The organism is Sphingobacterium sp. R2, from assembly GCF_040760075.1.
Lineage (GTDB): Bacteria > Bacteroidota > Bacteroidia > Sphingobacteriales > Sphingobacteriaceae > Sphingobacterium.
Genome location: NZ_CP142884.1, coordinates 1,878,013 through 1,904,299 on the forward strand (window position 1 = coordinate 1,878,013; position 26,287 = coordinate 1,904,299).

Sequence of the window (26,287 nt, forward strand, 5' to 3'; positions counted from 1 at the left end):
ATGTCTAAAGTATTTTATAAGTCAGCAGAAGATATAGAGCAATTGCGAAAGTCAGCAGATGTGCTTTCGCAATTGCTTGGTGAAATCGCAAAAGTGATTAAGCCTGGGGTAAAGACTATATCTCTTGATAAATTAGCTTATGAGTATATTCATGATAACGGAGGGACGCCAGCGTTCTTAAATTATCAAGGATTTCCATATTCTTTGTGTATATCTGTCAACGATCAAATTGTACACGGTTTTCCCAGCGATTACGAAATTAAAGACGGAGATCTTGTTTCAGTCGATGGAGGTGTCAATTTGAACGGTTTTATCAGTGATTCTGCTTATACCTTTGGTGTGGGTGAAATATCTGAGCAAGCACAATTGTTGTTGGATGTAACAAAGGAGTCTTTGTACAAAGGTGTTGAACAGGCGGTGGCTGGTAAACGTGTTGGGGATATCTCTTCAGCTGTTCAGGAGTATGTGAGCAAATTCGGATTTGGAATTGTTCGCGAGCTGGTTGGACACGGAGTTGGTTATCACTTACATGAAAAACCTGAGGTTCCTAATTATGGAAAACGAGGTGCTGGTCCTAAATTGGAAGAAGGTTTGGTTATTTGTATCGAACCGATGATCAATGCGGGGCGTGCAGGCGTTCGTTTTTGGGATGATGGTTGGACAGTAAGTACAGTGGATGGGAAATTATCGGCGCACTTCGAACAGATGGTTGCAATCCGAAAAGGAGAACCAGATGTGTTGCTGACATTCGAACATGTAGAGAAAGTTTTGAACAAAAAGTAATTGGTTTTCAATTATTTTTATTTATCTTTGCACTCCTGTTCGCAGGCTTTTAAATTAAATTTAATCGAGAATATATGGCTAAACAAGCCTCAATAGAACAAGACGGTATAATTAGAGAGGCACTTTCTAATGCTATGTTTAGGGTAGAGTTGGAAAATGGACATGAAATCATTGCCCATATTTCTGGTAAAATGCGCATGCACTATATCAAAATTTTACCTGGTGATAAAGTTAAATTGGAAATGTCTCCGTATGATTTGACTAAAGGAAGGATTACTTATCGCTATAAGTAGCTGTAAGCCCTTGTATTAGCGCAAGCTTTTGAAAAAATAAATATCATGAAAGTAAGAGCATCAATAAAAAAACGTAGCGCGGACTGTAAGATCATCCGTCGTAAAGGTAAAGTTTTTGTAATCAACAAAAAGAACCCTAAGTTTAAACAACGTCAGGGTTAATTCATTAAAAAAATAATAGCTTAATATTATATGGCAAGGATAGCAGGTATTGATTTACCTAAAAACAAAAGAGGTGTGATCGGCCTTACCTATATTTTTGGTATCGGTCGTACAAGAGCTGAATATATCTTGGAAAAGGCTGGTATCAGCGAAGATGTGAAGGTACAAGAATGGAATGATGACCAATTGGCAGCAATTCGTACTATCATTAACGACGAATTGAAAGTTGAAGGAGCATTGCGTTCCGAAGTTCAATTAAACATCAAACGTTTAATGGATATCGGTTGTTACCGCGGATTGCGTCACCGTAAACATTTACCAGTTCGTGGTCAACGTACTAAAAATAACTCACGTACTCGTAAAGGTAAACGTAAGACAGTTGCAAACAAGAAAAAAGCTACTAAATAATAAATAAGAAATGGCTAAAACTAAAAAAGCTGCAAAAAAGCGTATCGTTGTTATCGAACCTGTAGGTCAGGCTCACATTAACGCAACGTTTAACAATATCATTGTAACTTTGACGAATAATCAAGGTCAAACTATTTCTTGGTCTAGTGCTGGTAAAATGGGTTTCCGTGGTTCTAAAAAGAACACGCCATATGCTGCTGGTCAAGCTGCACAAGACTGTGGAAAAGTTGCACACGACTTGGGTCTACGTAAAGTTGAAGTGTTTGTAAAAGGTCCTGGTGCTGGTCGTGAATCTGCCATCAGAACATTACAAACTGTGGGAATTGATGTGACTACTATTAAAGATATCACTCCACTTCCTCACAACGGTTGTCGTCCTCCAAAACGTAGAAGAGTTTAATTAATTTAAAGATAAGATTCATTGGCTATAGGCTGATAGATACTTTAATTGTAAAAAAAAATGGCTAGATATACAGGACCTAAGTCCAAAATTGCCCGTAAATTTAGAGAGCCGATTTTCGGCCCGGATAAAGCGTTAGAAAAGAAAAATTACCCTCCTGGACAACATGGAGCTTCTAAACGCAGAGGAAAGCAATCTGAATATGCTATTCAGTTGTTGGAAAAACAAAAAGCGAAATACACTTATGGTGTATTGGAGCGTCAATTCGCTAATCTATTTGCTAAAGCTTCCTCTAAACAAGGTATTACAGGTGAGATCTTCTTGAAATTACTTGAAGCTCGCTTGGACAACGTAGTTTACCGTTTAGGTATTGCTACATCCCGTGCCGCTGCTCGTCAGTTGGTATCCCATAAACACATTACTGTTAACGGTGAAGTTGTTAACATTCCATCATATAGCTTACGTCCTGGTGACGTTGTAGCAGTTCGTGAACGTTCTCAATCACTTGAGGCCATTACAAATTCAGTTGCAGGTCGCACTGTAAATAAATTTTCTTGGTTAGAGTGGAATGCGAAGGAATTGAAAGGTACTTTCTTAAGCTATCCAGAAAGAGCTGATATTCCTGAAAACATTAAAGAGAACTTAATCGTTGAGTTATACTCTAAATAATAAATAAAATAGAGGAATGCATAGTCCAATTTTGGGGTATGCATCTTCTATTGTATTACTATTATTATTACAAATAAAAAATTAAAAGAAAATAAATGGCAATTTTAGCATTTCAAAGACCGGATAAAGTTATCATGCAAAAATCTACGGATTTTGATGGTACGTTTGAATTTCGTCCATTGGAGCCTGGTTTTGGTGTAACCATTGGTAATGCTTTGCGCCGTATTCTATTGTCCTCTTTAGAAGGATATGCAATTACGTCGATAAGGTTTTCTGGCGTTTCGCACGAATTTTCAACGATCAAAGGTGTTGTTGAAGACGTAACTGAAATTATCTTGAACTTGAAACAAATCCGTTTCAAAAAAACAGGTGAGATTGGCGACAACGAAAAGGTATTTGTAGTAATCAATGGTCAAGAACAGTTCTTAGCTGGTGATATCACCAAGTTCTCTAATAACTTTACGGTTTTAAACCCTGACATGGTAATCTGTAACATGGATAATTCAGTGACAATTGAATTGGAATTGAGTATTGCCAAAGGTCGTGGATACGTAAATGCTGATGAGAATAAAGTCGTTGATGCGCCAGTAGGTGTTATCGCAATCGATTCGATCTTTACTCCGATCAAGAATGTTAAATATACCATTGAGAATTACCGTGTAGAGCAAAAAACTGACTATGAGAAATTATTGTTAGACATCTCTACTGATGGCTCAATTCACCCTGAGGAGGCGCTGAAAGAAGCTGCTAAAATCTTAATTCAACATTTTATCTTATTCTCTGATGAGAATATGCTTCTTGAATCTCAAACAAAAGAAGAAACTAAAGTTGTTGATGAAGAAATCTTACACATGCGTAAGATCTTGAAAACAGAGTTAGTAGATCTTGATCTCTCTGTGCGTGCATTGAACTGCTTGAAAGCTGCTGATATTCGCACATTAGCTGAGTTGGTTACTTACGACGTAGCTGATATGTTGAAATTCAGAAACTTCGGTAAAAAATCGTTAAGTGAAATTCAGGAGTTGGTGAAATCGAAAGGTTTGTCATTCGGAATGAACTTGGCAAAATACAAATTAGACGAAGAATAATAATTTAATAAGCGACCACTATATATAATTCCTCTTGTGCTGATGGCTGAATTTGACGGAATAGAAACCATCGAATGTTTAGTAGATTAGCGAATGCAAGAACGGTATATGTAGTATAATAAAATCCAAAATGAGACACGGAAAAAAAGTAAATCACTTAGGCCGTACGGATAGCCATAGAAAAGCAATGTTGGCTAACATGGCAACGTCATTGATCAAACACAAACGTATTACAACTACTTTGGCTAAAGCAAAAGCGTTGCGTACGTATGTTGAGCCATTGATTACTAAATCTAAAAATGATACGACTCACTCTCGTCGTACAGTATTCGCTTACTTGAAAGATAAAGATGCAGTTTCTATCTTATTCCGCGAAGTATCTGAAAAAGTGGCTAATCGTCCAGGTGGTTATACACGTATCATCAAAATGGAAAACCGTTTAGGTGATAATGCAGAGATGGCTTTCATCGAGCTAGTTGACTACAACGAAATTTACGGTAAAAAAGCTGCTGCTTCTGAGAAAAAAGCTACTCGTCGTCGTGGTGGTGCTAAGAAAGCTGCTGCTGCCGAAACTGAGGCTGCTGTTGCCGAAACTGAAGCTCCTGCAGAAGTTAAACCTGAAGTAGAAGGTGAAGAAAAAGTTGACGGAGAATAGTCTTCTTCCGATATAGCATAAAAAAGTCCTCTTTTTAAGGGGACTTTTTTTATTTTATAACCATTCCTACCGTTATAACTAATATATTTGTATTGCTAAAATCTGATAGCTTTTTCTATTACTAGCTATTTCGTTTATCAATCTATAATTCATTAAGATGAAACCATTTAATGTTTATCCCATTAATCCCATTAACATTGTAAAGGCTAATGGATCGACGGTGTGGGATGCCGAAGGAAATGCTTACTTGGACTTGTATGGTGGTCATGCGGTGATATCGATCGGACACACGCACCCACATTATGTACAACGTATCACAGAACAATTGAACCGTATTGGCTTCTATTCTAACTCTGTTGAAATTCCAATTCAGCGTGAACTTGCCCGATTACTAGGGGAAGTTTCCGGTAAGGTTGATTATGAGGTATTCCTTTGTAATTCGGGCGCGGAAGCGAACGAAAACGCGCTCAAGCTAGCTTCTTTTTATAACAAACGGAAAAAGGTTATAGCGTTTTCAAAAGCTTTTCATGGCAGAACGTCCCTTGCAGTGGCAGCAACAGACAATCCAAGTATCGTGGCGCCCGTTAATGAGACAGACCATGTTGTATTTCTTCCTTTTAATGATGAAGATGCTTTAAAGGTCGCCTTCGAATCATATGGTAATGAAATTTCGTCTGTGATTATTGAAAGTATTCAAGGGGTAGGAGGGATCAGAGAAGCCTCAGTATCTTTTCTTCGATTGATCCGATCGCTTTGTGACCAATATAATGCTGTATTTATTGCTGACGAAGTACAATGTGGGTATGGAAGAACTGGCTTGTTTTATGCGCAAGATTACTCTGGCGTTGACGCAGATATTTATACCATGGCAAAGGGTATGGGAAATGGTTTTCCTATTGGCGCAATTAGCATTTCACCCAAATTTGAGGCTAGTTATGGCAGTTTAGGAACGACATTTGGGGGGAATCATCTGGCCTGCGCAGCTGCTTTGGCTGTGTTGGAAGTGATGCAACAAGATAAGCTTATGGAAAATGCTGCTCAGGTGGGACAATATCTTATTGATGAACTTAGGCAGATTGAAGAGATTATAGAAGTGAGAGGCCGAGGTTTAATGATCGGTATAGAATTGCCGGAATCTTTGGCTCATGTAAAGAAAGATCTCTTGTTAAAGAATCGTATATTTACTGGAGAAGCTAAGCCTTTTGTCATTCGCTTGCTGCCTGCTTTGAATATTACAAAAGAGCATGCTGATCAATTTTTAGTGGCATTGAAGAAGCAGATCAGTGCAGTAACGGTTGCATAAGACTGCCGCGAGGGCTAATCCATTGTGGTATTAGCTTGAGCAGATTATATTGTGTTGTATTAGTTTAAATATATACGGAGTGTGACGTGTCTAAATATTGTCCGTTGAAGTGCACTCGAATAAATAAATATTGATGAAAAGATTTTTCTCTGTTAAGGATGTACCTAGTATAGCTGACGTTGTTCAAGAAGCGTTGGCATTGAAGGCTGCGCCCTATGATAATCAGGAACTCGGTCAGCATAAGACGTTGGGACTTGTTTTTTTGAATCCGAGTTTGCGTACACGTTTAAGCACTCAGAAAGCGGCGATGAACTTGGGGATGAATGTCATGGTCATGAATATGGATAAAGACGGCTGGGCTCTTGAGACACAGGACGGTGTTGTGATGAACGGGACAACTGTTGAGCATATCCGTGAGGCCGCAGCTGTAATGGGTGAATATTGCGATATTTTGGGACTACGGTCATTTCCAAAACTGAAAGACCGTGAAGAAGATTATAGCGAAGACCTTTTTAACAAATTCATGAAGTACTGTGGGGTTCCTGTTGTTTCGTTAGAGAGCGCAACACGTCACCCTCTACAGAGTTTAACGGATATGATTACCATCACGGAGTACAAGAAGGTTGAAAAACCAAAGGTAGTGTTAGCTTGGGCTCCTCACGTTAAGGCTTTACCTCAGGCAGTACCTAATTCTTTTGCAGAGTGGATGTGTAAAGCACAAGAAGAGGGATTGGTCGATTTTACGATAGCTCAGCCTATGGGATACGAGTTAAGTGAAGAGTTTACCGCTGGTGCAACTATATCAAATAATCTCGAGGAAAGTTTAAATAATGCTGATTTTGTTTATGTAAAAAATTGGTCTTCTTATCAGGAATATGGTGAGGTATATGGTGTTGAAGATAATTGGATGATGGATAACGAGAAGCTCAATTTGACGAATGATGCTAAAGTTATGCATTGTCTGCCTGTAAGAAGAGATCTGGAATTATCTTCTGAGATTCTGGACGGTCCAAATTCACTTGTAATTAAAGAGGCTAGCAACCGTGTATGGGCTGCTCAGGTTGTTTTGAAACGTATGTTAGAGGATTTGGTATAATCCAGTCCTATTGATTATTGAAAAACTATTTTTATTGGGAAAAGTTGCGTAATGGCTAATAGTGTATTAAATATAATTAAAATTGGTGGTAATATTATTGATGATGAGCACCAATTAGATTCTTTTTTAGAAAAGTTTTCCGCATTGTCGGGAAAGAAGATTCTTGTGCACGGCGGGGGCAAAATTGCGACTCGTTTAGCCAATGAATTGGGGATTGAAGCCCAAATGATTGAGGGACGTCGTGTCACAAATGAGGAAATGTTACGCGTGGTAACAATGGTATATGCTGGGTTGACAAACAAGACTATCGTTGCCAAATTACAAAATTTGAAATGTGATGCTGTTGGATTAACAGGAGCTGATGGCGATGTTATAAAAGCGATCAAACGGCCTGTTAAGGATGTCGATTACGGTTTTGTGGGTGATTTGCTTCATGACTCTGTAAACACCCTTGCGATTAAAAAATTTCTAGAAGCTGGGTTTGTTCCTGTATTTTCAGCGATTACACACAATGGCCTCGGTCAATTGCTTAATACCAACGCGGATACTATTGCCTCTTCATTGGCGGTTTCTTTGGCTTCGTTGTATGAAACTTCTCTGGTTTACTGTTTTGAGAAGAACGGTGTTTTACGTGATGTAACAGATGAGAATTCTGTCATTCCAACCATTAAGTCTGAAGAGTTTGAACAGCTTAAGGAATCCGGTGTCGTTCATGAAGGAATGATTCCTAAGCTGCAAAATGCATTCAATGCTATAAATAAAGGTGTTCAAGAGGTCTATATTGGAAATGCCAATAATTTGCATTTATTCCAACAAGGGCAATTTGGTACCTGTTTGACATTAAAATAAAAATCTAATCTAAACCTAACGATTGCTATGAAAAAAGTCACCATTATCGGCAGTGGTAATATTGGTCTTTCTTTGGCAAAGGGACTTGTAAAAAGCGAATTTGCGCATGCTGCTGATATTACACTGACAAGGAGAAATCTCAATGCATTGGCCAATGAAGCCAGTAGTGGCTTTTCAGTAAGCAATGATAATAAAAATGCAGTTCAGGGGGCTGATATTGTCGTCTTTGCTATCTTACCGCAACAGCTTAAAAAGGTGCTACTAGAAGTAGCCCCTGTAATTGAAAAGACAAATCAAATTTTTGTGTCCGTTGTATCGGGAGTTTCCTGTGCTGATTTAAAAGCGGAGTTGGGTGAGGATGCCACGGTAATACGTGCGATGCCAAATACGGCAATTGCAATCGGTCAGTCAATGACCTGTATTGCCAGTGATAATGCTTCCGATGATAGTTTGAAAGAGATTGAACATATGTTTGAATCAGTGGGGTCAGTAGTTGTCATTAATGAAGATCTCATGACATCGGCAACAGCATTATGTGCGTGCGGTATCGCTTTCTTTCTCCGTGCTATTCGAGCGGCCTCACAGGGCGGAGTTGAAATTGGATTTCATGCGCATGATGCGTTAAAAATGGCAGTTCAAACAGCAAAAGGTGCTGCTGATTTGTTATTGCATACCAATGCTCACCCAGAAGGAGAGATTGATAAAGTAACTTCACCAAAAGGCTGTACAATTGCGGGACTAAATGAGATGGAACATAACGGTTTTAGTTCTGCCTTTATAAAAGGGATTAAACTGTCTGCGGATAAGGCAGGAGGATTGTATCATGAAGGATAAGGAATGCCTGTTTGAAGATGCCTTGAATCTTTTGAAACAATTGATTGGATTGTCCTCTTTGAGTAGAGAAGAGGACCTTACAGCAAATCTTATTTATGGTTTCTTTGAAGAACGAGGCATCAAAACCTATCGAAAAGGCAATAATATTTGGGTGTATAATGCCCATTATGATCGTACTAAACCAACAATACTGCTCAACTCTCATCACGATACAGTAAAACCAAATACAGGTTATACAAGGGATCCGCTACAGGCTACGGTAGAAGACGGGAAATTGTATGGGCTGGGAAGCAACGATGCAGGTGGCTGTCTAGTCTCTTTGATCGCAACTTTCTTGTATTTTTACCAGCAATCGAATTTAACATATAACTTCTGTCTCGTTGCCAGTGCCGAAGAAGAAATTTCAGGTCGGAATGGTATAGAATCTGTTTTGGATGAAATTGGTCCTATAGATTTTGCTATTGTGGGTGAACCTACCTTATTGGATTTGGCAATTGCCGAAAAGGGGCTGATGGTGTTGGATTGTACCGCTTTAGGAACGGCTGGACATGCCGCACGTAATGAGGGGGATAATGCGATCTATAAAGCGATCAAGGATATTGAATGGTTTCAACATTATGCATTTGAAAGAACTTCTTCAACTTTAGGCCCAATTAAGATGTCGGTAACCGTGATTCAGGCGGGATCGCAGCACAATGTGGTACCGGCTACTTGTAACTTTGTTGTCGATGTCAGAACCACAGATGCTTATTCGAATGAAGAGACATTGGATATTATCAAGTCTCATGTAAAATCTGAAGTCACAGCGCGGTCGACACGTTTGAAGTCTTCTTTTATTCCTGAATCACACCCAATTGTCAAGGCAGGTATTGCCCTTGGGCGTAAAGTATATGGCTCACCTACGATGAGTGATCAGGCTCTTATCCCTGTTCCTTCTTTGAAGTTAGGACCTGGCGATAGCGCCCGCTCCCATATGGCGGATGAATTTATTTATATTGACGAGATTAGGGCAGGAATAGATCTCTATATCGGCATGTTAGAAAAGATCGTATAAAAAAAGCTTCCATTTTTTTGATGGAAGCTTTTTTTATACTAGACCAAGCTGATTTGACGTTTTATACTCTCTTCGAGAGAGATAATAGTCTCTGTACGTTGGATGCCAGGCACAGATTGAATATCTTCATTCAGTACTTTTCTGAGGTGCACTGTATCTCTACAGATTATTTTGGCAAAAATACTGTATTGGCCAGTACAATAATGTAATTCGACCACTTCTTTGATTTCTTTCAATTTATCTACTGCATCTGCATATTGTGAACCTTTTTCAAGATAGATACCCAAAAAAGCCGTAATATCAAATCCGACTTTTTGAGGATTGATAATCAGATTTGATCCTCTAATGATACCTAGTTCTTCCATCTTCTTCATTCTAACGTGAATTGTACCACCTGATACGATTAGCTTTTTTGCTATTTCGGTATAAGGAATTGAGGCATCGTTCATTAGAATAGACAAGATTTGGATATCCAAATTGTCTAGATCATAGTTTGCATATTGATTTTCCATTAACAATGGGTTTTGTGTTCATTAACTGGCCGTTGCATCAGAATCGGACCAATAGCTAAAACAATTAAATTTATTTCAAAATTACTAAGAATTTTCGGTTTATAGATGTAAATTTAATAAAAAATACGAATTGATATTGATAATGTTATATGTTTTTGGTCGAAACTGCTTACACTTATTTTTGCGCGGAATTTGTTGTTAGATAAGTAATTGCGAGCATGGACAATAGCAATATTGGAGTAAATTATTGAAGCATATATTGCGAATAAGTAAAGAATATCGATTTACTGTACTAAAAATTTGGTGAATTTGTGATATTGTATGATCAAAAAAAATCGGGGGCCATATCTTGGTACAGTAAATAATATAAATAGGAAAAGGAGATGGAAGAAGTTCAAGACGTAAAGATTTCGAAGAAGAAACCAATTTTTGAAGTTGGCGAGGGACTTCATAAATATCTTAAGCTATATCAGCGCGATGAGAAGCTGCCAATAGGATATAAGGATCTTCTGAATTTCACGGAAACAGTACCCGTCATGGATAAATTTGGCAACGACACCTTTTGGGAGACTCCACTATATCCGCACTACTTTATGGATCAATTGTATGACGGGCTGAAGGTGATCTATGCAAAATTGAAAGCATCGGGTAATACGCGCATCGTTCAACATAAATATATTGATCGTGTAGAATATTGCAGCTTTGGTAATACGAAGCCATTTCGTATACGGATCGTAAATCGTTTAAATGATGTTTACGATTATTTTTACATCAAACAGGCGGACGCGTCGAGAATATATGGATTGGAGCTGGAAGAAATATTGTCTCCTAATCAGGTAAATTACATGGTAGACCATGATACGCTGGTCGAAGAACATATTGTTGGGATCCCTGGAGATACATTTTCAAAAACACGGATGTTTTCTCCGGACTATAATTTGACTCGAATTTCCAAGGAATTTGTAAAATTCAATGAGCGATGTATTATTACCTTGTTGGGTGATATGCGGGCCTATAATTTCGTCATGCAGATTACCCCTGATTTTGATGATTTTCAATTTAGGATTAGAGCTATTGATTTCGACCAGCAGTTTTATGAAGGGAATCCGAAGGTTTATATGCCTCAATTTTTTAAGGAAAACCTTCCTTATGTTAAGCTGGCCATGGAACATTTGAATGAAAAGACCGTATTACAATATCAACAAGAGGAGCGTTCTTCCATTGTACACAGAGTTCGAAGCGAAAGACACCGAATTGCTGATTTAAGGGATGCTTCGCAGACGCAGGTTCTTTCCACTTTAGAAAATATTCGACAGCTACGCGAGGGCTATGCGGAATTCTATCAGAATAATTCCTACCTCAAATGTAAAACGATGACCGATATTGTCGAGCTAAACGTAAAAAATGTGATTCGTCAGGTGCAGATGTAATTACTTGACTCGATCCTTATTGTCTTTGATAAAGGATGACCATCCTGAGTAAGATTTACTGCTGCCAGATACAGCATTCTTCTGAAAAGAATGGCATACAGCAATTGCCAAGCCGTCGGTAGCATCCAGAAACTGAGGTGTTTCTTCAAATTTCAATAGATTCTTTAGCATCGCAGAAACCTGCTCTTTCGTGGCATTTCCATTCCCTGTAACAGATTGTTTAATCTTTCTTGGGGAATATTCAAAAATCGGAATATCTTGGGCAAGCGCTGCCGCCATGGCGACACCCTGTGCTCGTCCTAACTTAAGCATTACCTGTATGTTTTTGCCATAAAACGGTGACTCAAGTGCTACACAGTCGGGATTATATTCTTGCATCAAAGCAGAGGTTTTTTTGAAAATACGTTGTAGTTTTAGTGCCTGGTCATCCAAATGTCCCATTTTAATCACACCCATGGAGATCAGGGATATATTATTGCCCACTTCTTTGATGATACCATACCCGAGGACGACTGTTCCGGGGTCGATTCCTAAAATTATTCTTTCTTTCGCCTTTTCCTTCTGCATATACAATAATACAAATTTTGCGTTTTATTCGTGGATTGCCTTCGACAAAACTTAATCATTTGGCTAAAATTTAGTAACATTGCTCTCTAATTATCAAAAGTTGACTGGAATACAAAAAAAATACGTCAGTCTTTTATTGAAGATATTGGTGTTCGCCTTAGCGACCTGGTATATCGTCGTGAAAGTATCTGATAAAAGCAATATTGAGAAGTTTAAGACACTAATTGCCGGATTGGAACAGCATTCTGTTGCATGGACGCTTGTCCTGATCGTAGTATTAATGCTCGTCAATTGGTTGCTTGAGGTAGTAAAATGGCGATACCTCGCATCTAAATTGGAAAATATTTCTTTTTGGAGGGCCTTTCAATCTGTTTTTTGCGGACTCTCATGGGCCATTTTCACACCTAATAGGATTGGAGAGTACGGCGGGAGGGTACTTTTTTTACAACCTCAGCATAGGGCTAAGGGCGCTGTGGCGATGGGAGTAGGATTATTTGCGCAATTGGTTTTGACAAGCGTTGCAGGCGCGTTGAGTATTGCTTGGTTTGTCTGTAAATTTCTTTTGCCCCCTCTATCGGTGCAATTTGGCGTATGGCTGCTCGCTATTATCTATGCTGCTGGATTTGTCATATTATATTTCAACGTAAAATGGATTGACTTGTTGGTCGGTAAAATAAAGTTTTTGACCCGGATTAAACCCTTTTTTGAAGTATTGGAGCATTATTCAATGTCTGAACTCAGTATTGTTCTTTTAAATTCCTTAGCACGATTTATCATTTTTACCTCTCAGTATATCATCTTAATGAAGCTTACATTGCCTGAACTGCCGCTATTATCGATGATTCTGATGATTTTTATCCTGTTTTTTGTCCAGGCCGCCTTACCAACATTGGATATTTTTGATTTCAGTGTAAGAAGTTTTGTGGCAAGTAATCTTTATAGTTATATCACGACACAGGAAATAGCTGTTATGGCTATTGTTTCCTGTATTTGGTTTGTGAATTTGATTCTTCCGGCAGTATTTGGTTCTATTTTTGTTTTTAAGATTAATTTTTTCGGTGATACAAATACTTAACTATTTATTGATCAGTTTTGCCTGCATTTACGCAATTCTGGTTTTATGGATGCGTAGAGGCTGGACTTTAATCCCAGTACCCAGCAATCTTAATCAGCCAACAAAAGCGATTTCTGTGATCATTGCTGCACGGAATGAGGAGCTCAACATAGCCCGTACCATCGACTGCATTTTGGCCCAGAATTATCCGGCAGCACTCTTGGAACTTATTATTATTGACGACCATTCAGACGACAATACATCGTTGATTGTGAAGAAATATGCTGGAAAAGGGGTTAGGCTAATTCAATTGAATGAAAATGGACGTTTAAATTCATACAAAAAACTGGCAATCTCAAGGGCTATAGCATGCTGTAAGGGCGAGATTATTATAACCACTGACGCAGACTGCCGTATGGGACCAAATTGGTTAGCGACGGTGGTAGGTTCATTCGAAAAAGAAAAGGCCTATTTACAATCTTCTCCAGTGGTATACTCAGAAGAAAAGGTTTTTTTTGAACGACTCCAAACCTTGGAATTCCTTTACTTGATAGGCCTTGGCGCTGCGGGTATTGGAAATAAGAAACCAACAACTTGTAATGGGGCAAATCTGGCGTATCGGAAAGATATTTTTGAACAGATGGGCGGATTTAAAGGAATCGACGAGCTTGCCTCGGGAGATGATGAACTTTTTTTACATAAAGTCGCAGAACAGTATCCCGATAAAATAACGTTTTGCAAATCAAAAGATGCTATTGTTTATACAGATGCCAAACCAGATTTAAAGTCATTTATCAGTCAGCGCCGACGCTGGGCTTCAAAAAGTACCAAATATAAAAATAAAGGTGTGATTGCCCTGGGTATTTCCATTTGGTTTTTTAATTTATTGATCTTAGTTGCTTTGGTTCTCGCTTTTTTTTGCGTAAATTTCGTTGCCTGGGTCGTACTTTTTGCATTGCTATTAAAGATGATCGTCGAATGGCTTTTTATTCGGCCTTTAACTGTATTCGCCAGCAGAAAAGAACTTTTATGGTATCTTCCTTTACTGAGCTTAGCGCACATCTTTTACCTAACTTATATCGGAATATTAGGGAATGTTGGGAAGTATGACTGGAAAGGTCGACAGGTCAAATAATTTTTTCCTATTTTTCGACCTTCAATCTTATGGCTTCTTCAGCTGATTTTACGATTTCCTCAATTGTCTTACCTTCTGTATCTAAGGGATTAAGTACCTCCCAAGTCATATGTAGAAACGGTGTCAGGGGGTACATTCCATACTGTACCATTTCGTAGGACCCGGTGATGGCAACCGGAACAACGAGTGCCTTTGGATTTTTCTTTAATAATGTAGCAATTCCACCCACATGGAACGCCTTCATTTTACCAGTTTTCGATCTTGTTCCTTCTGGAAAAATAAATGCAGACCAATTTTTTGTTTTCATGTTGTTGGCGAGTTTCAGTATCTCGGCAATAGATTGTTTGGGATCGTTGCGATCGATATTTGCGGCGCCGCCATGTTTTAAGTTAAAAGATATACTCGGTATACCACTAGCAAGTTCTATTTTGGAAATAAACTTCCCATGAAATCTGCGTAAGAAATAGATCATTGGGGGGATATCAAACGTACTCTGGTGGTTTGCTACAAACACAACGGGCTGTCCAGTTGGAATATTTTCATTGTCAATAAATGTCACGCGATTAAATAGTGTGTAATAGGACGCGACAAGACAGGCATTTAATAGATCTACACTCTTTTTGTGGGCATTGTATCCTCCAAGCTTCAAACATAGCCACTGTATGGGGTGGAAGATAATCAAGGATAAACCAAAACAGAACCAAAATATTATAGATAGGAAATAGCCTAAAAACTTCTTCATAAACGTTATTTAATGATACAAATATATCATTAAGCAATGGTTTTTGAAAGATATTGATTTTATAGTGTTTTATTTTAACATTATTAATGTTATATTTAATAATGTTAACGTAAATATTGATTAATGAAAAAGATACCCAGTGATTGTCCCTGTTGTGAAGCGAAGTTAAAGGTTTCTAAATTGGTTTGTGACGCCTGTGAGACTGAAGTAGTTGGTAAATTTTCGTTACCCTTACTCATGCAGCTCACTGTCGAAGAACAGGAATTTGTCATGAACTTTTTGAAGCATTCGGGAAGTTTAAAGGAAATGGCCAATCAGATGGGAAAATCCTATCCGACAGTGCGTAATATTCTCGATGATCTGATCTATAAATTGAAATCTCTTACAAGTACAATGGCCTAGAAAAATTCACCGATTAACTGTTGAAAGTGGTGCAAAAGGGCGATAATGTAGTGAAAGGAGCTGGTAAAAATGGAGCTACTCTTGTTCGGTATGTTTGGAATCATCAGTTTAGTATTGCTGTATTATCAATTCTATTTGTTGATTAAGGGTATGAATGTTGCAGTTAACAATAAGAAAATGGAGATCAGTATACTATTTGTGGCATTATATTTTATATTGGATCTATGTATACAGTTTAATTTCTAGTAAAGAAGACAATGAGAAAAATTTTATACTTATTTATCATTTTTTTCCACTTTTCATGTTCTCATGCGCAGACATTTGATGGATCCTGGAAGGGTGAGGTTGAGGTGTCAGGTCAGAAGTTGCTACTGGTATTCAATCTACAGCAAGATAGCACAGGGAAATGGAATGGAACCTTTGAAAGTCCAATGCAAACTTCACAAAAATTTGCAATAAGCGAAATACGGATCCAACATGATTCTATTTGGATGGATGTGAAAAATATCGGTTTAGCTTATGCAGGTTTTTTGGATCGGGACAAAGATGTGATGAAAGGCGGCATGAAGCAGGGAACTTTTAAATCTGCGATGATTCTGGTTAGGAGCGAAAATGAACAAAGTGGACTGTCTCGTAAGCAGGATGTTTTTCCTCCTTATAACTATATGGAAGAGGAAGTATCATTTAAAAATAACAAAGGTAATTCCTTTTTAACTGGATCCTTAACCTATCCAAAGGGTAAGGGGCCATTTCCTGCAGTAGTATTGGTCAATGGTAGTGGACAACAGAATAGAGATTCTGAAATGTTTGGCCACCGACCATTTAAGGTTCTCGCTGACCATCTTACTAAAAATGGTTTTGCGGTATTGCGTTATGATGACCGTGAAATCGGAGGATCGAAAGGAGAAGTGAATTTAGCGACAACGATCGATTTTGCTTCTGATGCAAATGCTGCAGTTGATTTTTTGAGCAAAAAGAACATCGTTGACGTTGATAAAATCGGGATGATTGGCCATAGCGAGGGTGCTTTAATTGCCGAAATAGTCGCATCCGAGAATGATAATGTAAAGTATATTGCACTTCTATCTGGACCGGTATTAAAAGGAGACTCATTATTAATCTTACAGAGTTATGCTTTAGGGAAGGCGGGTGGCTTGTCAGAAGCTGCATTAACGATTAATAAAGCAAACAACAGAAAATTATATACTATTTTAATGAGGGATGAACCACCAAAGGTTTTGGCTGAAATTTTGGAAAAGGAACTTGTTCGTCAAAATAACAACAATCCACTGACTCCCGATATGAGAATTAAGCTCAGTCCGATGATGAGTCCTTGGTTTAGGACTTTTCTCAGCATTGATCCGGCTTATTATCTGAAGCAGCTGAAAGTACCTATTTTTGCTTCTTTTGGCGGGAAAGATGTTCAGGTACCTGCAAATGAAAATATTTATAGCCTTCAGCGTCTTCGCCTAAATACAACAGATGTGACAATTAAAGATTATCCAAACTTAAACCACCTTTTTCAAAGTACTCAAACAGGTAAAATCGAAGAATACTTTGAGAATTCAGAAAGTTTTAATGAGCAACTGATGGATGATTTAACGAAGTGGCTTCAGATGAAGACCAAGTAGTTAAGTGTATATCCTTTTCGTTTTTACTACAAAAAAAGGTAATTTAATAGCTTATTAAATTACCTTTTTTTTGTTTTTTATACGGATTTAAATTCTTCCAGATCTATTCGCCTTAAGGTGTTGTATTTGCTACAGGAAGTATTTTTCCATTAAAATAGCGGTGTCCATTTTGAGCGAAATCCGCTATATAGCGTCCCATTTCGAAGGCCAATGTACCGGCTTCAACACCAGGAAAAGCGGCTTCAAACATTTCAGTCTGTGAAGATCCCAACGCTAAACAGTTCACCTTAATTCCCTTTTCCTTAAATTCTTCAGCCAAACACTCTGTAAGTACCGATAAGGCTCCTTTACTGGCTGAATATGCTGAAAGGCCAGAAAACTTCATTGATCCTTGAAAACCGCCCATGCTGCTGATATTTACAATATGTGATCCTGCGTGCATCATGGGAACAACATGCTGTATCATATTAACGTGCCCCATTACATTGGTCTGTAACATTTCAGCAAAATCTTGTCCATCAGTTTCCATAAATGGCTTATAGATAAGTGCACCCGCATTGTTGATCAAAATATCAACCTTATCAAATTTTGACTGAATGAAGGGCACTAACGTAGCATAGTCGTCGTAGACAATATCAAATTGGGCGGGATACAACGCTCCGCCGTCAAAATTGAGTTGGCCTGCAATTTCGTGAAGCTTTCTTAGTTTGTCCGCTGATCTGGCCAATGCAATTACGTTGTTGTCCTTTTTAGAGGTCAAATCCAATACCGCTTCAAATCCAACACCACTGCTGGCTCCTGTAATAATAATATTTGCCATGTTATTCTTCTAGTTTTTGACTTTGTTCAACTTCTTCGACAGTAGGCAATTTGTCTTCTCCGATGGCTTTGGGATGGAAGATATAGTAAATCCCCGAAAGCGCAACGAGAGCAGAAATAATATAAAATAACAATGTGATTAAAACCGCATTGTGTGAGTCGACATGAAAGATACCCGCTCCCCACATAATTACAAGTTCGCGCATGCCTAAGCCTCCAACGGAAAAGGGAATGATTGAAACGAGCGAAGATGCCAGAAATAAAAACAGGTAAGGGGAGAATTTGCCGCTAAAACCTAAAGCATAAAGAATGAGGATTGCTGCGATCACTTGCATCGACTGTACGCCGATGGCTTTTAAATGAGCTTTTAAAAATGTTGATTTGTATTCCTTAAAGAACTTGGTGACAATAAAATAATAGAGAATGCTCCCTAAAATAAATAAAATAATGGTCAGATAGTTTGGAATTCCCAGCTGTGGCATATAGGTAACCAGTGCTGCAATAATAAGGCATAATGCCCATAAACCGCTTAATCTGTCTAAAAATAGAGCCGTGAATAATTTTCTTCCTTTAATATTAAATCGTTTCCTGAGGAAGAATATCTTGTACCCATCTCCGCCCACACCACCAGGTAGGATAAGGTTATAAAATAAACCAAGTTGATACAATTTTAAGTTATATTTTTCGGTGACATCCAGGCCGATTGCTTTTAAAAATGTTAATAAGCGCGAAGAAGAAATAAAAATAGAGATACTATACGCGACTAAAGCAAAGAATAGGTAAAGTGGGTTGGAATGGATGATGGCTTCTTTGAGGTCTTTTACCGATACCTTGCTGAATACCCAATATAAGGCGCCCACCGTAACAACAACCTTTGCTATATTTTTGGCTATTTTGAGCCCTTTTTTTCTATCCATATAAAGTTATACGTTCAATCCTCCTCGGCTAATTGGCGATTTGGCGAATCCAAAGTTAGAAACTTTGCGGAGATGTGCAATTTTGCTTAAGCAATCGTTGGGTAAATTCTTGAATACAATAATATCAAATACAAAATACCAAAGATAGTCGCGAGCGAAAATAGCCAATTTAGGTCAATTCTGTTATATTTGTGTTTGAGTACGGCAATCATTAATCCAATGATGATGCAAAATAATAAAATAGGAGCGACAAGGGCTATCTTATTTGTAAATGCAAGGCTTATCTGATCCAATTTGCTTTTTGCTTCCTGTCCTAAAAATAGCGGATAAGTAGCAAAGGCTAATAAAATGACGAATAGCCGCAATAGCGTTTTCGCTATTATTTTGCTTATGGTATGATTTTTGGCTGTAATCTGCATGATTTGTGATTTAATTTACTCCAAAAATACAATTTGAAATTAAAATTTATACATATGAATCGATTCGTTTTATCATTAGCAACTGTTTTTGCTACCGTGACCTTATTTTCTTGTGGAGCACAAAAGCAAGGTACATCCACTGGAAATCCTTCTTCCAATACGAGTGCAGCTTCTGGTCCAAGCGCTTCTGATTGGAAATCTGCCGTTAAAGGAACTTGGACATTGAATACAATCGATAGAGAGAATTTGCCATCTTCATTCACAATCAAAAGTGTTTTTGAAGAGGCGCCTGCAGAATGTTTTGTAGGCAGTACATGGAACTTTATAGGAAATGGTAAGGGGTCAATTACCTTTAATGCTCAGGGAACGCTGTGCGCTCCAGGTGCATCACGTGAGATCTTTTGGTCGATCTATAATCCTGGAAAAGGTCTGGGAGAACCTCAGTTTCAGTTTAAAAAAATCTATGCAGGAGACAAAGCGAAGAATGTAACGACAGGTTATCGTTTGGATTTATCTTATTCGGATGGGAATAAATTAGTTATGCGTATGCCGTTGACCGTTGCTAATGGAGAGGCGTATTTAGTCTTTAATTTCACGCGCGCTAATTAACCTTAAACGATAAAAGTAGAAAAACATTAAGCTATAGGATTTCCTATGGCTTTTTTTGTTTAAAATTTAATACTTTTACATTCCCAATTCATTATGATTATTTACGCTATAGCTGGGGGGAATCACAACATTTTGAAGCAGTTTATGCATAGAATCTTGTGGATGGATACGCTTAACGTAAGTATGATGATGGGACAAATACCTGGTGATTCGTCGGGTATTGCATAATCTAGAGAGAAACATGGCTAAACAACACACCAAAACTGCTTTAATAACGGGTATAACAGGACAAGATGGTGCCTATCTAGCAGAATTCTTATTAAAAAAGGGGTACAAAGTGCACGGTTTAAAACGTCGAAGTTCTTTGTTTAATACAGATCGTATTGACCACCTTTATCAAGATCCTCATCTTGACAATAGAAATTTTACTTTGCATTTTGGCGATTTGACTGATTCAACCAATTTAATTCGTATTATACAAGAAACACAACCGGATGAGATCTATAATCTTGCTGCACAGTCTCACGTAAAAGTTAGTTTTGACACCCCAGAATATACGGCAAATGCAGATGGTATCGGTACATTACGTATTCTTGAAGCGGTTAGGCTATTGGGAATGATTGAGAAAACCCGGATTTATCAGGCGTCTACTTCTGAGCTTTATGGTTTGGTGCAAGCGGTTCCACAAAGCGAAACAACACCTTTTTATCCCCGTAGTCCTTATGCTGTCGCCAAAATGTATGGTTATTGGATTACTGTAAATTACCGCGAAGCTTATAAGATGTATGCCTGTAACGGTATTTTGTTTAATCATGAGAGCCCTGTAAGGGGAGAAACCTTCGTGACACGTAAAATCACCAGAGCCGTTGCAAAGATAGCTCTTGGACTTCAGGATAAGCTATACCTTGGTAATCTGTCTGCGCAGCGCGACTGGGGGCATGCGAAGGATTATGTGGAAGCGATGTGGTTGATTCTTCAACAGGAAACACCGGAAGATTTTGTAATAGCCACAGGTGTGACCACTACCGTTAGAGAGTTTGTACGGATGGCTTTTGCTGAATTGGGTATTGAGATTGAATTTAGTGGAAAAGGAGAACAAGAAAAGGGGGTTATTATTGATATTGATGAAGAGCGTTTGCTGCAGTTGAATATCGATCAGTCAGTGATTAAATTTGGTCAGACTGTTGTCAAAGTTGATCCTACATATTATAGGCCGACTGAGGTCGACTTACTTATTGGTGATCCCACAAAAGCAAATACAAAACTCGGATGGAAGCCAAAATATGATCTCCAAATGCTGGTAACAGATATGGTACAATCTGATCTTCACTTGATGAGGAAGGAAGAATACTTGAAAAAAGGAGGATTTGAAACTTTAAATTATTTTGAATAAGTTACAATCTGTAGCAGAAAATAAAACTGGAATAATTTTTGTTTAAACATTCAATAGTATAGATTTATACTATGAATATGACAGTATATTATGATAAATTCAGACGTTGTTTCGAGTAAGAAAGAAGAAGAAGAAAAAAAGAAAGATTCTTCCAAGATTTACTTCTTTATCATTGCGATAGCGGCATTACTTGCAACAAATATATATTTTTATGTTAAGTTTAAAACCAACGGTGAAAAGGTTTATACGCTTACAGTTGAAAAAGAGAATCTTCAGGTGCAGATAGATCGTATTGAAGCTGAATTGGATAAAATCGATGTAGAAAATGTGCAATTGACTCCAGAGATGACACTGCAAAAGCAGGATTCCAGAATGGAGATTGCGGTGCTTCGTAAGAAGCTCGAAAATAAAAGTATTACTCCTAAGGATATCGATGACGCGCAGCTAAAGATCGATCGGCTTAAAAAACAGGTTGATACTTATCGTGTAAATGTTCAAAGGCTGATTCAGGAAAATCAAATTTTATCTAAACAAAATCTTAATCTGAATGAATCTGTAGTCGAAAAGGAAAAGCAAATTACTTCATTGGTGACTTCAAATTCTGAATTGAAAGAGAAGGTTGCAACAGCTTCTGCCCTGAAAGTTTCAAGCATTAGTATAAATGGCCTTGAAGTCAAAAAAAATGGAAAGGAATTAGTAGAAGAACGTGCTAAGAAAATTGACAAGTTAAAAGTCAGTTTTACCATTGCTGATAATCCTTTAGCAAAAAATGGAGAACGTGATATATATGTCAGAATTATCGATCCACAAGGAAATCTAGTCGTGCAGGACGATAATATTTTCTATGTACATGGCGAGAAATTGCAGTATACATTTAAACATAATATTTTGTTTACCAACAAGGGTGAAGATTATATCATTTATTGGGCGGCAGAGCAGGGATTTTCTAAAGGTGCCTATACGGTATTGTTATATGAAGATAATGCAATCATGGGACGATCAACGATTGTGTTACGTTAAAAGGAGATAAACGAATAGAAAAGCTCTTTACATGGTTGTAAAGAGCTTTTTTAATGAAATACAAATCCGTAATACATCGATCCTTAAACAATAGGGTCATGGCTATCAAGTCACTTTAATGTATTGAATACCATCAATATTAGGCTATAAGCTCGATATACCTGGTTTCTCCAATTTCTGTTATCGCTGTTGTTTCTAATCACTATTAAGATTCTGTCAGCTGTAAGGGAAGCAGGATATGAAATGTCGTGCCTTCGCCTTCTACGGTCTCAAAATAGATCTGGCCGTTACTTGCTTCGATTGTTTTCTTGACAAGTACCAATCCTAAACCATTTCCCGAACTTTTTGTGGTGAAATTTATCTGGAAAATTTTATCCTGCATTTCCTTCGGAATTCCATATCCATTGTCTTTGATATCTATTTTAACAAAATTATCCGAGTAGCGTTCAATGAAAATTTCGATTTTCATGTTTTTTCGCCCATAGCCACCCTCGATTGCATTTTTTATCAAATTATTGAATGTCCGCAAGAGTTCATTACCATCAGCTTTTACAATCAATGTTTTATGATCAGCGTTATTGATGAGACGGATACTAACACTCGGTGTATTATTGTATAACGAAATCGACTTTATTATTTTTTCAACGATATTGATATTCTCCATTATGGTATTTGGAAATTTTGCAAAATGCGAAAATTCGGATGCAATATGCGTCAGCGCATCGATTTGCTCGATAAATGAAATAGAGAATTTATTAAATCTGTCTGGAAATTTAGGGTCATCATCTTTGTAAGACCTGCGTAGTTGCTGAATACCCAATTTCATTGGTGTCAGTGGATTTTTAATTTCATGCGCTATCTGCTGAGCCATCTCACGCCAGGTGGATTCCCGCTCCGTATCTTTGATTTTATTGGCATAGTCTTCAAGTTTTATGATCATGAGGTTATATTCTTTGATCAATGTGCCTATTTCATCATTTCGCTGCCAAAATAATGGCTCATTGGGTTGTCCCAAGCGCAGCTGTGAAATTTTCTTACTGATGATGCTCAGTGGATTGGTGACACTGTTGGCAACAAACGTGGCATAAAATCCAAAGCCAATAATGATCAGTGAATAAATATTTACTATCGTATTTAAAAGAAGATTTTTATTGATATTTTCTTCTTTTTGAAGGGAGAAGTTTGGTATACCAATATACGCCAGTGTATTGTAATTTTTGTCCCTGATGGTGGCGTAGCTCGTCTCAAATTGGAAAGTACCTATCCGCTCGTCTTCAATTGTCTCTGACTTTTTTAATATCGATAGATTCTTCAGTGCAGCGGGATTGATGAATGTAGAGAAAAGCTCCAAATCGTAAATTCTACGCTGTGAACTATACAGCAATCTACCTGATTTTGAATAAAGATTGAAGTCCTTGGAAATTGTTTCGGACAATGTCTTCAGAATGCTGATGAGTTGAGTTTCGGTGGAAATTTCATCCGTATAGGTCAGCATATTTTCCATCCGTTTGCCAAGTTCGATTATAAAACGCTCTTTACTTGTTTTATTGTTGTTATAAAGTTGTTTATTGATACTTATATAAGAAATTACACCTGAAATGAGAATAGCGAGTATGACCGAGGAGATAATAGATGTTTGAATACGTGTAGAATATTGTATCTTATTCACAATTCTGTAGAACTGATACCTTAAATTCCGGAAAGTAAGCTTGGTGTTTTTAAGAAAAATATAGAGTGATTTTATGAAGTGGTAAAGCATAAAAATCATAAAGAACACCAGAAATAGAAAAGATGTAGTCGCTAAATAATCCCAAAAAGAAGGTTTTTGTTTACTGATAATATAGGTTGAAAATTTATTGGCGATGTAGGCCATGTGCAGATATGCATCTTTATCTAGAATCTCAATATATTCTCCAGGAGTACCTTTTAGACCTCTTAAATTGTTTTCATAAGTGTATTTTCCAAACTGTGTTATTAGAGAACCTGCTTTATAAAGGGCTATCGAATAATCTCCTTTATTATAGTACTGTGAATTGTTGATCCGCATATCGGTAAGGATTTCGGGATAAGGGACCGTATAACTGAAGTCTTTATTGGAGAGATTGATAATAACGTTGACGATTCTATTTTGGTCAATCGCCACGGGAATGATAGAAAAGTATTCATGTGTACCCAGTTCTCCGCCAGCACGATAGAAGTTTTGAGTTACTTTTATCGACTTATTGATCACTTTTTCCCGATACTCATTGAGCTTATTCTGGCTTGTGGCATTAAGTGGATTATTGTTCTGATCATAATAATAGGCTTTGAATTCGTACTTGGAGAGATAGCCGCTGAAGTATTTTTTCTTAATGAAGTCGTTGATGCCCTCAGTGTTTGTGTAGGGTAGACTGATATTAAATAGATGCTTTAATTCTTGATCGTTTGCCAGACTACTTTCAATATCGGAGAATAACGAAACGGCATTCACATCATCTTCGGACTGTAGGTTGCCCAACAATATCTTCATGTCAATCAAGTTTCTTTCCTGGTAGAAACGGGCGTGCGTAATAGCACTTATGATTGCCCAAAGTATCAGTACCGCGATGTAGTTTGTAAGTATATGCCGATTGAAATACTTCTCACCAAATGATTTAATAAGGATTATTAGCGCAAGCAGTAAGTTGACTAGGCTATTTTTTTCTATATAAAAGGAAATGATCAAAATGACAAAGACGACACATGCCAGTTGAATGTTGAGTAACTGCGTTGGTTTTAACTCTAATTTTTTAAGGAAAAATAGCACAAGGTCGATGTAGATACTTAAAGCCAGAATACCGATGCCGACGACGCCAAGATCGACCCAACTTAGGAAATGTAAATCGACCAGTTTTGTAAAATCAAAATAAATATTGTTGGAGTGCGTAATTAACGTTCCGGAGATATCGTATAATAGCCCGAACGACAGGTATATACTCAGAATAAATCCGATGGCTATGGGCACTCGAAAGAGCCGGATGTTTTTTATTTTGTCAAAATTAAGCTCTTTGCGAATTGAATAGATAAATAGAATGAGCCATAATATTAAGATTGTGGTGGACATGACCGACCAGATGTTCGGGAAGAAACGATTATAGGCATAGTTGCGCGAGTCGAAAATTGAAAATGTCGCATTTTCAGAGAGCAAATTCCATTTAAGATCGGCGAATTTGACCAAACTAAATATCGCCAAGAGCAATAGAATAGACCACCAGGCCCTGCCTGTTTTGGCCATATGTAGGCAAAGACTATTGAAGAAGATCAACCACGCAATTAAAGCAAGTAACCAGCAGAAAAATTGCAAAATTGTATAAGCATTTTCATGCTCTCCGTCTTTGAGCTTAACAGAAAAAAGGTAAGATCCCTCTTTACTGTAAATGTTTTTAATGGCTACCGTATCTGTATAAGATGCAATATCGATATTTCTGGAGTCGAAGAAGTTTCTCCGCAGTGAACTGCTTAAATAGAGATTATTGTTATTGGTATATCCTTTTACGATAATATAGGCGAGTATACTGATATTACCAATTGTTTTCTTTCTAACTACATAAGAGCGGTTATCATCTTGGATAAAATTGGATTTTTCAGGAAATCCCTGATCAGTAATCGGTACAAATAGATGCGTGCTCCACATCTTCGGCTCATGGTCCTTAAAAAGAAATAGATAGACATTTTCATTGGTTTTAAACTTTTCAAAGGCCTGATAAACCGCGATCGGATACTGATCGTAGTTTTTGAAAGTTTTGAGCAAAAGTGAATCGTTAAAAATACGGTCGACCTTTTTCTCTTGTTGAGCGATATAGTTATTGAGTGATTTTGTATCAATGTCCAATATTTCCTTATTGGTAACAGATTCTTTGATGGTGATAGCTGTTCCTATAAAGCATAGCGTTAATATAAGTAAGAGTAGTCGAATTTTTATACCAGAATTCACGTTCATCAATTTACATTATTGTAAATATAAAAAAAAGTCCTTGCTTTCTTAGGGCAAGGACTTTTATATTATTTTTCTACATGACCTCCTT

At 37.7% G+C, this 26,287-nt stretch carries 27 protein-coding genes; 21 read left to right on the forward strand and 6 right to left on the reverse strand.

Going from position 1 to position 26,287, the window contains the following annotated elements; genetic code table 11:
* The 13 genes from map (at nucleotide 1) to VXM68_RS07860 (ending at nucleotide 9,594) form a co-directional block, all read left to right on the forward strand.
* On the forward strand, nucleotides 1–783 hold the full coding sequence (gene map / locus VXM68_RS07800) for a type I methionyl aminopeptidase (protein ID WP_288065432.1): 783 nt from the start codon (nucleotides 1–3) through the stop codon (nucleotides 781–783).
* A gap of 74 nt (nucleotides 784–857) precedes the next feature.
* The gene (infA, locus tag VXM68_RS07805; RefSeq protein WP_002997456.1) at nucleotides 858–1,076 is read left to right on the forward strand and encodes a translation initiation factor IF-1; all 219 of its coding nucleotides are present in this window, start codon (nucleotides 858–860) and stop codon (nucleotides 1,074–1,076) included.
* Nucleotides 1,077–1,121: 45 nt separating this feature from the next.
* Nucleotides 1,122–1,238: a type B 50S ribosomal protein L36 gene (gene ykgO, locus VXM68_RS07810; protein WP_013665024.1), complete on the forward strand. Its 117-nt coding sequence runs from the start codon at nucleotides 1,122–1,124 to the stop codon at nucleotides 1,236–1,238.
* A 30-nt stretch (nucleotides 1,239–1,268) separates the two neighbouring features.
* Nucleotides 1,269–1,646 (forward strand): 30S ribosomal protein S13, encoded by a 378-nt coding sequence (gene rpsM / locus VXM68_RS07815; RefSeq protein WP_209577713.1) that lies wholly within the window; start codon nucleotides 1,269–1,271, stop codon nucleotides 1,644–1,646.
* 10 nt (nucleotides 1,647–1,656) lie between these two features.
* The gene (rpsK, locus tag VXM68_RS07820) at nucleotides 1,657–2,046 is read left to right on the forward strand and encodes a 30S ribosomal protein S11 (protein WP_046674885.1); all 390 of its coding nucleotides are present in this window, start codon (nucleotides 1,657–1,659) and stop codon (nucleotides 2,044–2,046) included.
* Nucleotides 2,047–2,106: 60 nt separating this feature from the next.
* A complete protein-coding gene (gene rpsD, locus VXM68_RS07825) occupies nucleotides 2,107–2,715 on the forward strand; it encodes a 30S ribosomal protein S4 (protein ID WP_293952976.1) in 609 nt (202 codons plus the stop codon).
* A 95-nt stretch (nucleotides 2,716–2,810) separates the two neighbouring features.
* Nucleotides 2,811–3,803, forward strand: a complete 993-nt coding sequence (locus tag VXM68_RS07830) for a DNA-directed RNA polymerase subunit alpha (RefSeq protein WP_046674887.1) — start codon at nucleotides 2,811–2,813, stop codon at nucleotides 3,801–3,803.
* Between the two features lie 130 nt (nucleotides 3,804–3,933).
* Entirely contained in the window at nucleotides 3,934–4,458 is a 525-nt protein-coding gene (rplQ, locus tag VXM68_RS07835) for a 50S ribosomal protein L17 (RefSeq protein WP_294187247.1), read from the forward strand.
* Nucleotides 4,459–4,615: 157 nt separating this feature from the next.
* Nucleotides 4,616–5,761, forward strand: a complete 1,146-nt coding sequence (locus VXM68_RS07840; protein WP_293952972.1) for an aminotransferase class III-fold pyridoxal phosphate-dependent enzyme — start codon at nucleotides 4,616–4,618, stop codon at nucleotides 5,759–5,761.
* Nucleotides 5,762–5,894: 133 nt separating this feature from the next.
* Nucleotides 5,895–6,857, forward strand: a complete 963-nt coding sequence (locus VXM68_RS07845) for an acetylornithine carbamoyltransferase (RefSeq protein ID WP_294187251.1) — start codon at nucleotides 5,895–5,897, stop codon at nucleotides 6,855–6,857.
* A 51-nt stretch (nucleotides 6,858–6,908) separates the two neighbouring features.
* Nucleotides 6,909–7,706 (forward strand): acetylglutamate kinase, encoded by a 798-nt coding sequence (gene argB, locus VXM68_RS07850; protein WP_294187253.1) that lies wholly within the window; start codon nucleotides 6,909–6,911, stop codon nucleotides 7,704–7,706.
* A gap of 27 nt (nucleotides 7,707–7,733) precedes the next feature.
* Nucleotides 7,734–8,540 (forward strand): pyrroline-5-carboxylate reductase, encoded by an 807-nt coding sequence (gene proC, locus VXM68_RS07855; RefSeq protein ID WP_293952967.1) that lies wholly within the window; start codon nucleotides 7,734–7,736, stop codon nucleotides 8,538–8,540.
* Nucleotides 8,530–9,594 (forward strand): M20 family metallo-hydrolase, encoded by a 1,065-nt coding sequence (locus tag VXM68_RS07860; protein ID WP_294187255.1) that lies wholly within the window; start codon nucleotides 8,530–8,532, stop codon nucleotides 9,592–9,594. Before proC ends, VXM68_RS07860 begins: the two co-directional genes overlap by 11 nt.
* Nucleotides 9,595–9,632: 38 nt before the next feature.
* On the opposite strand, the gene VXM68_RS07865 is transcribed toward VXM68_RS07860, so the two are convergent.
* Nucleotides 9,633–10,106 carry an Lrp/AsnC ligand binding domain-containing protein gene (locus tag VXM68_RS07865; protein ID WP_046674894.1) on the reverse strand — a complete coding sequence of 158 codons (474 nt, stop codon included), beginning with the start codon at nucleotides 10,104–10,106 and terminating at the stop codon, nucleotides 9,633–9,635.
* A gap of 383 nt (nucleotides 10,107–10,489) precedes the next feature.
* On the opposite strand from VXM68_RS07865, the gene VXM68_RS07870 reads away from it, so the two are divergent.
* A complete protein-coding gene (locus tag VXM68_RS07870; protein ID WP_293952963.1) occupies nucleotides 10,490–11,536 on the forward strand; it encodes a hypothetical protein in 1,047 nt (348 codons plus the stop codon).
* On the opposite strand, the gene ruvC is transcribed toward VXM68_RS07870, so the two are convergent.
* Entirely contained in the window at nucleotides 11,537–12,103 is a 567-nt protein-coding gene (gene ruvC, locus VXM68_RS07875) for a crossover junction endodeoxyribonuclease RuvC (protein WP_209577727.1), read from the reverse strand.
* 100 nt (nucleotides 12,104–12,203) lie between these two features.
* Here ruvC and VXM68_RS07880 point away from each other — a divergent pair, with 100 nt between their 5' ends.
* Both VXM68_RS07880 and VXM68_RS07885 read left to right on the forward strand, forming a co-directional pair.
* On the forward strand, nucleotides 12,204–13,178 hold the full coding sequence (locus VXM68_RS07880) for a lysylphosphatidylglycerol synthase domain-containing protein (RefSeq protein ID WP_293952961.1): 975 nt from the start codon (nucleotides 12,204–12,206) through the stop codon (nucleotides 13,176–13,178).
* Nucleotides 13,162–14,292 carry a glycosyltransferase gene (locus VXM68_RS07885; protein ID WP_367210949.1) on the forward strand — a complete coding sequence of 377 codons (1,131 nt, stop codon included), beginning with the start codon at nucleotides 13,162–13,164 and terminating at the stop codon, nucleotides 14,290–14,292. The genes VXM68_RS07880 and VXM68_RS07885 overlap by 17 nt, the downstream gene beginning before the upstream one ends.
* Nucleotides 14,293–14,299: 7 nt before the next feature.
* Here the strand turns inward: VXM68_RS07885 and VXM68_RS07890 are convergent, their stop codons facing one another.
* Nucleotides 14,300–15,034: a lysophospholipid acyltransferase family protein gene (locus tag VXM68_RS07890; protein WP_367210950.1), complete on the reverse strand. Its 735-nt coding sequence runs from the start codon at nucleotides 15,032–15,034 to the stop codon at nucleotides 14,300–14,302.
* 123 nt (nucleotides 15,035–15,157) lie between these two features.
* Between VXM68_RS07890 and VXM68_RS07895 the strand changes: the two genes are divergently transcribed.
* Both VXM68_RS07895 and VXM68_RS07900 read left to right on the forward strand, forming a co-directional pair.
* Nucleotides 15,158–15,436, forward strand: coding sequence for a DUF2089 family protein (locus VXM68_RS07895; RefSeq protein WP_286777478.1), 279 nt, complete (start codon nucleotides 15,158–15,160; stop codon nucleotides 15,434–15,436).
* A gap of 257 nt (nucleotides 15,437–15,693) precedes the next feature.
* Nucleotides 15,694–17,067, forward strand: a complete 1,374-nt coding sequence (locus tag VXM68_RS07900; protein WP_367210951.1) for an alpha/beta hydrolase family protein — start codon at nucleotides 15,694–15,696, stop codon at nucleotides 17,065–17,067.
* 112 nt (nucleotides 17,068–17,179) lie between these two features.
* Here the strand turns inward: VXM68_RS07900 and VXM68_RS07905 are convergent, their stop codons facing one another.
* Both VXM68_RS07905 and VXM68_RS07910 read right to left on the reverse strand, forming a co-directional pair.
* Nucleotides 17,180–17,887 (reverse strand): SDR family oxidoreductase, encoded by a 708-nt coding sequence (locus VXM68_RS07905; RefSeq protein WP_293952952.1) that lies wholly within the window; start codon nucleotides 17,885–17,887, stop codon nucleotides 17,180–17,182.
* Between the two features lies 1 nt (nucleotide 17,888).
* Nucleotides 17,889–18,803, reverse strand: a complete 915-nt coding sequence (locus VXM68_RS07910) for a lysylphosphatidylglycerol synthase transmembrane domain-containing protein (RefSeq protein WP_293952950.1) — start codon at nucleotides 18,801–18,803, stop codon at nucleotides 17,889–17,891.
* A gap of 473 nt (nucleotides 18,804–19,276) precedes the next feature.
* Here VXM68_RS07910 and VXM68_RS07915 point away from each other — a divergent pair, with 473 nt between their 5' ends.
* The 3 genes from VXM68_RS07915 to VXM68_RS07925 all read left to right on the forward strand — a co-directional run bounded on the left by VXM68_RS07915 (nucleotide 19,277) and on the right by VXM68_RS07925 (nucleotide 22,244).
* Complete coding sequence (locus tag VXM68_RS07915) at nucleotides 19,277–19,831, forward strand: lipocalin family protein (RefSeq protein ID WP_294185947.1); 555 nt, start codon at nucleotides 19,277–19,279, stop codon at nucleotides 19,829–19,831.
* Between the two features lie 241 nt (nucleotides 19,832–20,072).
* Nucleotides 20,073–21,224, forward strand: coding sequence for a GDP-mannose 4,6-dehydratase (gene gmd, locus VXM68_RS07920; RefSeq protein ID WP_367210952.1), 1,152 nt, complete (start codon nucleotides 20,073–20,075; stop codon nucleotides 21,222–21,224).
* Nucleotides 21,225–21,314: 90 nt separating this feature from the next.
* The gene (locus VXM68_RS07925) at nucleotides 21,315–22,244 is read left to right on the forward strand and encodes a hypothetical protein (protein WP_294185942.1); all 930 of its coding nucleotides are present in this window, start codon (nucleotides 21,315–21,317) and stop codon (nucleotides 22,242–22,244) included.
* Nucleotides 22,245–22,449: 205 nt separating this feature from the next.
* Here the strand turns inward: VXM68_RS07925 and VXM68_RS07930 are convergent, their stop codons facing one another.
* Nucleotides 22,450–26,202 (reverse strand): ATP-binding protein, encoded by a 3,753-nt coding sequence (locus VXM68_RS07930; RefSeq protein WP_367210953.1) that lies wholly within the window; start codon nucleotides 26,200–26,202, stop codon nucleotides 22,450–22,452.
* Nucleotides 26,203–26,287: the final 85 nt, after the last annotated feature.

Excerpts from the sequence above, each read along its gene's own strand:
- rpsM (WP_209577713.1), top strand. The coding sequence starts at position 1,269 with ATGGCAAGGATAGCAGGTATTGATTTACCTAAAAACAAAAGAGGTGTG.
- VXM68_RS07910 (WP_293952950.1), bottom strand. The coding sequence starts at position 18,803 with ATGGATAGAAAAAAAGGGCTCAAAATAGCCAAAAATATAGCAAAGGTT.
- VXM68_RS07865 (WP_046674894.1), bottom strand. The coding sequence starts at position 10,106 with ATGGAAAATCAATATGCAAACTATGATCTAGACAATTTGGATATCCAA.
- VXM68_RS07895 (WP_286777478.1), top strand. The coding sequence starts at position 15,158 with ATGAAAAAGATACCCAGTGATTGTCCCTGTTGTGAAGCGAAGTTAAAG.
- VXM68_RS07840 (WP_293952972.1), top strand. The coding sequence starts at position 4,616 with ATGAAACCATTTAATGTTTATCCCATTAATCCCATTAACATTGTAAAG.
- rpsK (WP_046674885.1), top strand. The coding sequence starts at position 1,657 with ATGGCTAAAACTAAAAAAGCTGCAAAAAAGCGTATCGTTGTTATCGAA.
- VXM68_RS07890 (WP_367210950.1), bottom strand. The coding sequence starts at position 15,034 with ATGAAGAAGTTTTTAGGCTATTTCCTATCTATAATATTTTGGTTCTGT.
- rpsD (WP_293952976.1), top strand. The coding sequence starts at position 2,107 with ATGGCTAGATATACAGGACCTAAGTCCAAAATTGCCCGTAAATTTAGA.
- infA (WP_002997456.1), top strand. The coding sequence starts at position 858 with ATGGCTAAACAAGCCTCAATAGAACAAGACGGTATAATTAGAGAGGCA.
- VXM68_RS07900 (WP_367210951.1), top strand. The coding sequence starts at position 15,694 with ATGAGAAAAATTTTATACTTATTTATCATTTTTTTCCACTTTTCATGT.
- VXM68_RS07905 (WP_293952952.1), bottom strand. The coding sequence starts at position 17,887 with ATGGCAAATATTATTATTACAGGAGCCAGCAGTGGTGTTGGATTTGAA.
- gmd (WP_367210952.1), top strand. The coding sequence starts at position 20,073 with ATGGCTAAACAACACACCAAAACTGCTTTAATAACGGGTATAACAGGA.
- VXM68_RS07915 (WP_294185947.1), top strand. The coding sequence starts at position 19,277 with ATGAATCGATTCGTTTTATCATTAGCAACTGTTTTTGCTACCGTGACC.
- VXM68_RS07860 (WP_294187255.1), top strand. The coding sequence starts at position 8,530 with ATGAAGGATAAGGAATGCCTGTTTGAAGATGCCTTGAATCTTTTGAAA.
- VXM68_RS07930 (WP_367210953.1), bottom strand. The coding sequence starts at position 26,202 with ATGAACGTGAATTCTGGTATAAAAATTCGACTACTCTTACTTATATTA.
- proC (WP_293952967.1), top strand. The coding sequence starts at position 7,734 with ATGAAAAAAGTCACCATTATCGGCAGTGGTAATATTGGTCTTTCTTTG.
- VXM68_RS07870 (WP_293952963.1), top strand. The coding sequence starts at position 10,490 with ATGGAAGAAGTTCAAGACGTAAAGATTTCGAAGAAGAAACCAATTTTT.
- VXM68_RS07830 (WP_046674887.1), top strand. The coding sequence starts at position 2,811 with ATGGCAATTTTAGCATTTCAAAGACCGGATAAAGTTATCATGCAAAAA.
- ykgO (WP_013665024.1), top strand. The coding sequence starts at position 1,122 with ATGAAAGTAAGAGCATCAATAAAAAAACGTAGCGCGGACTGTAAGATC.
- rplQ (WP_294187247.1), top strand. The coding sequence starts at position 3,934 with ATGAGACACGGAAAAAAAGTAAATCACTTAGGCCGTACGGATAGCCAT.
- VXM68_RS07845 (WP_294187251.1), top strand. The coding sequence starts at position 5,895 with ATGAAAAGATTTTTCTCTGTTAAGGATGTACCTAGTATAGCTGACGTT.
- map (WP_288065432.1), top strand. The coding sequence starts at position 1 with ATGTCTAAAGTATTTTATAAGTCAGCAGAAGATATAGAGCAATTGCGA.
- ruvC (WP_209577727.1), bottom strand. The coding sequence starts at position 12,103 with ATGCAGAAGGAAAAGGCGAAAGAAAGAATAATTTTAGGAATCGACCCC.
- VXM68_RS07925 (WP_294185942.1), top strand. The coding sequence starts at position 21,315 with ATGATAAATTCAGACGTTGTTTCGAGTAAGAAAGAAGAAGAAGAAAAA.
- argB (WP_294187253.1), top strand. The coding sequence starts at position 6,909 with ATGGCTAATAGTGTATTAAATATAATTAAAATTGGTGGTAATATTATT.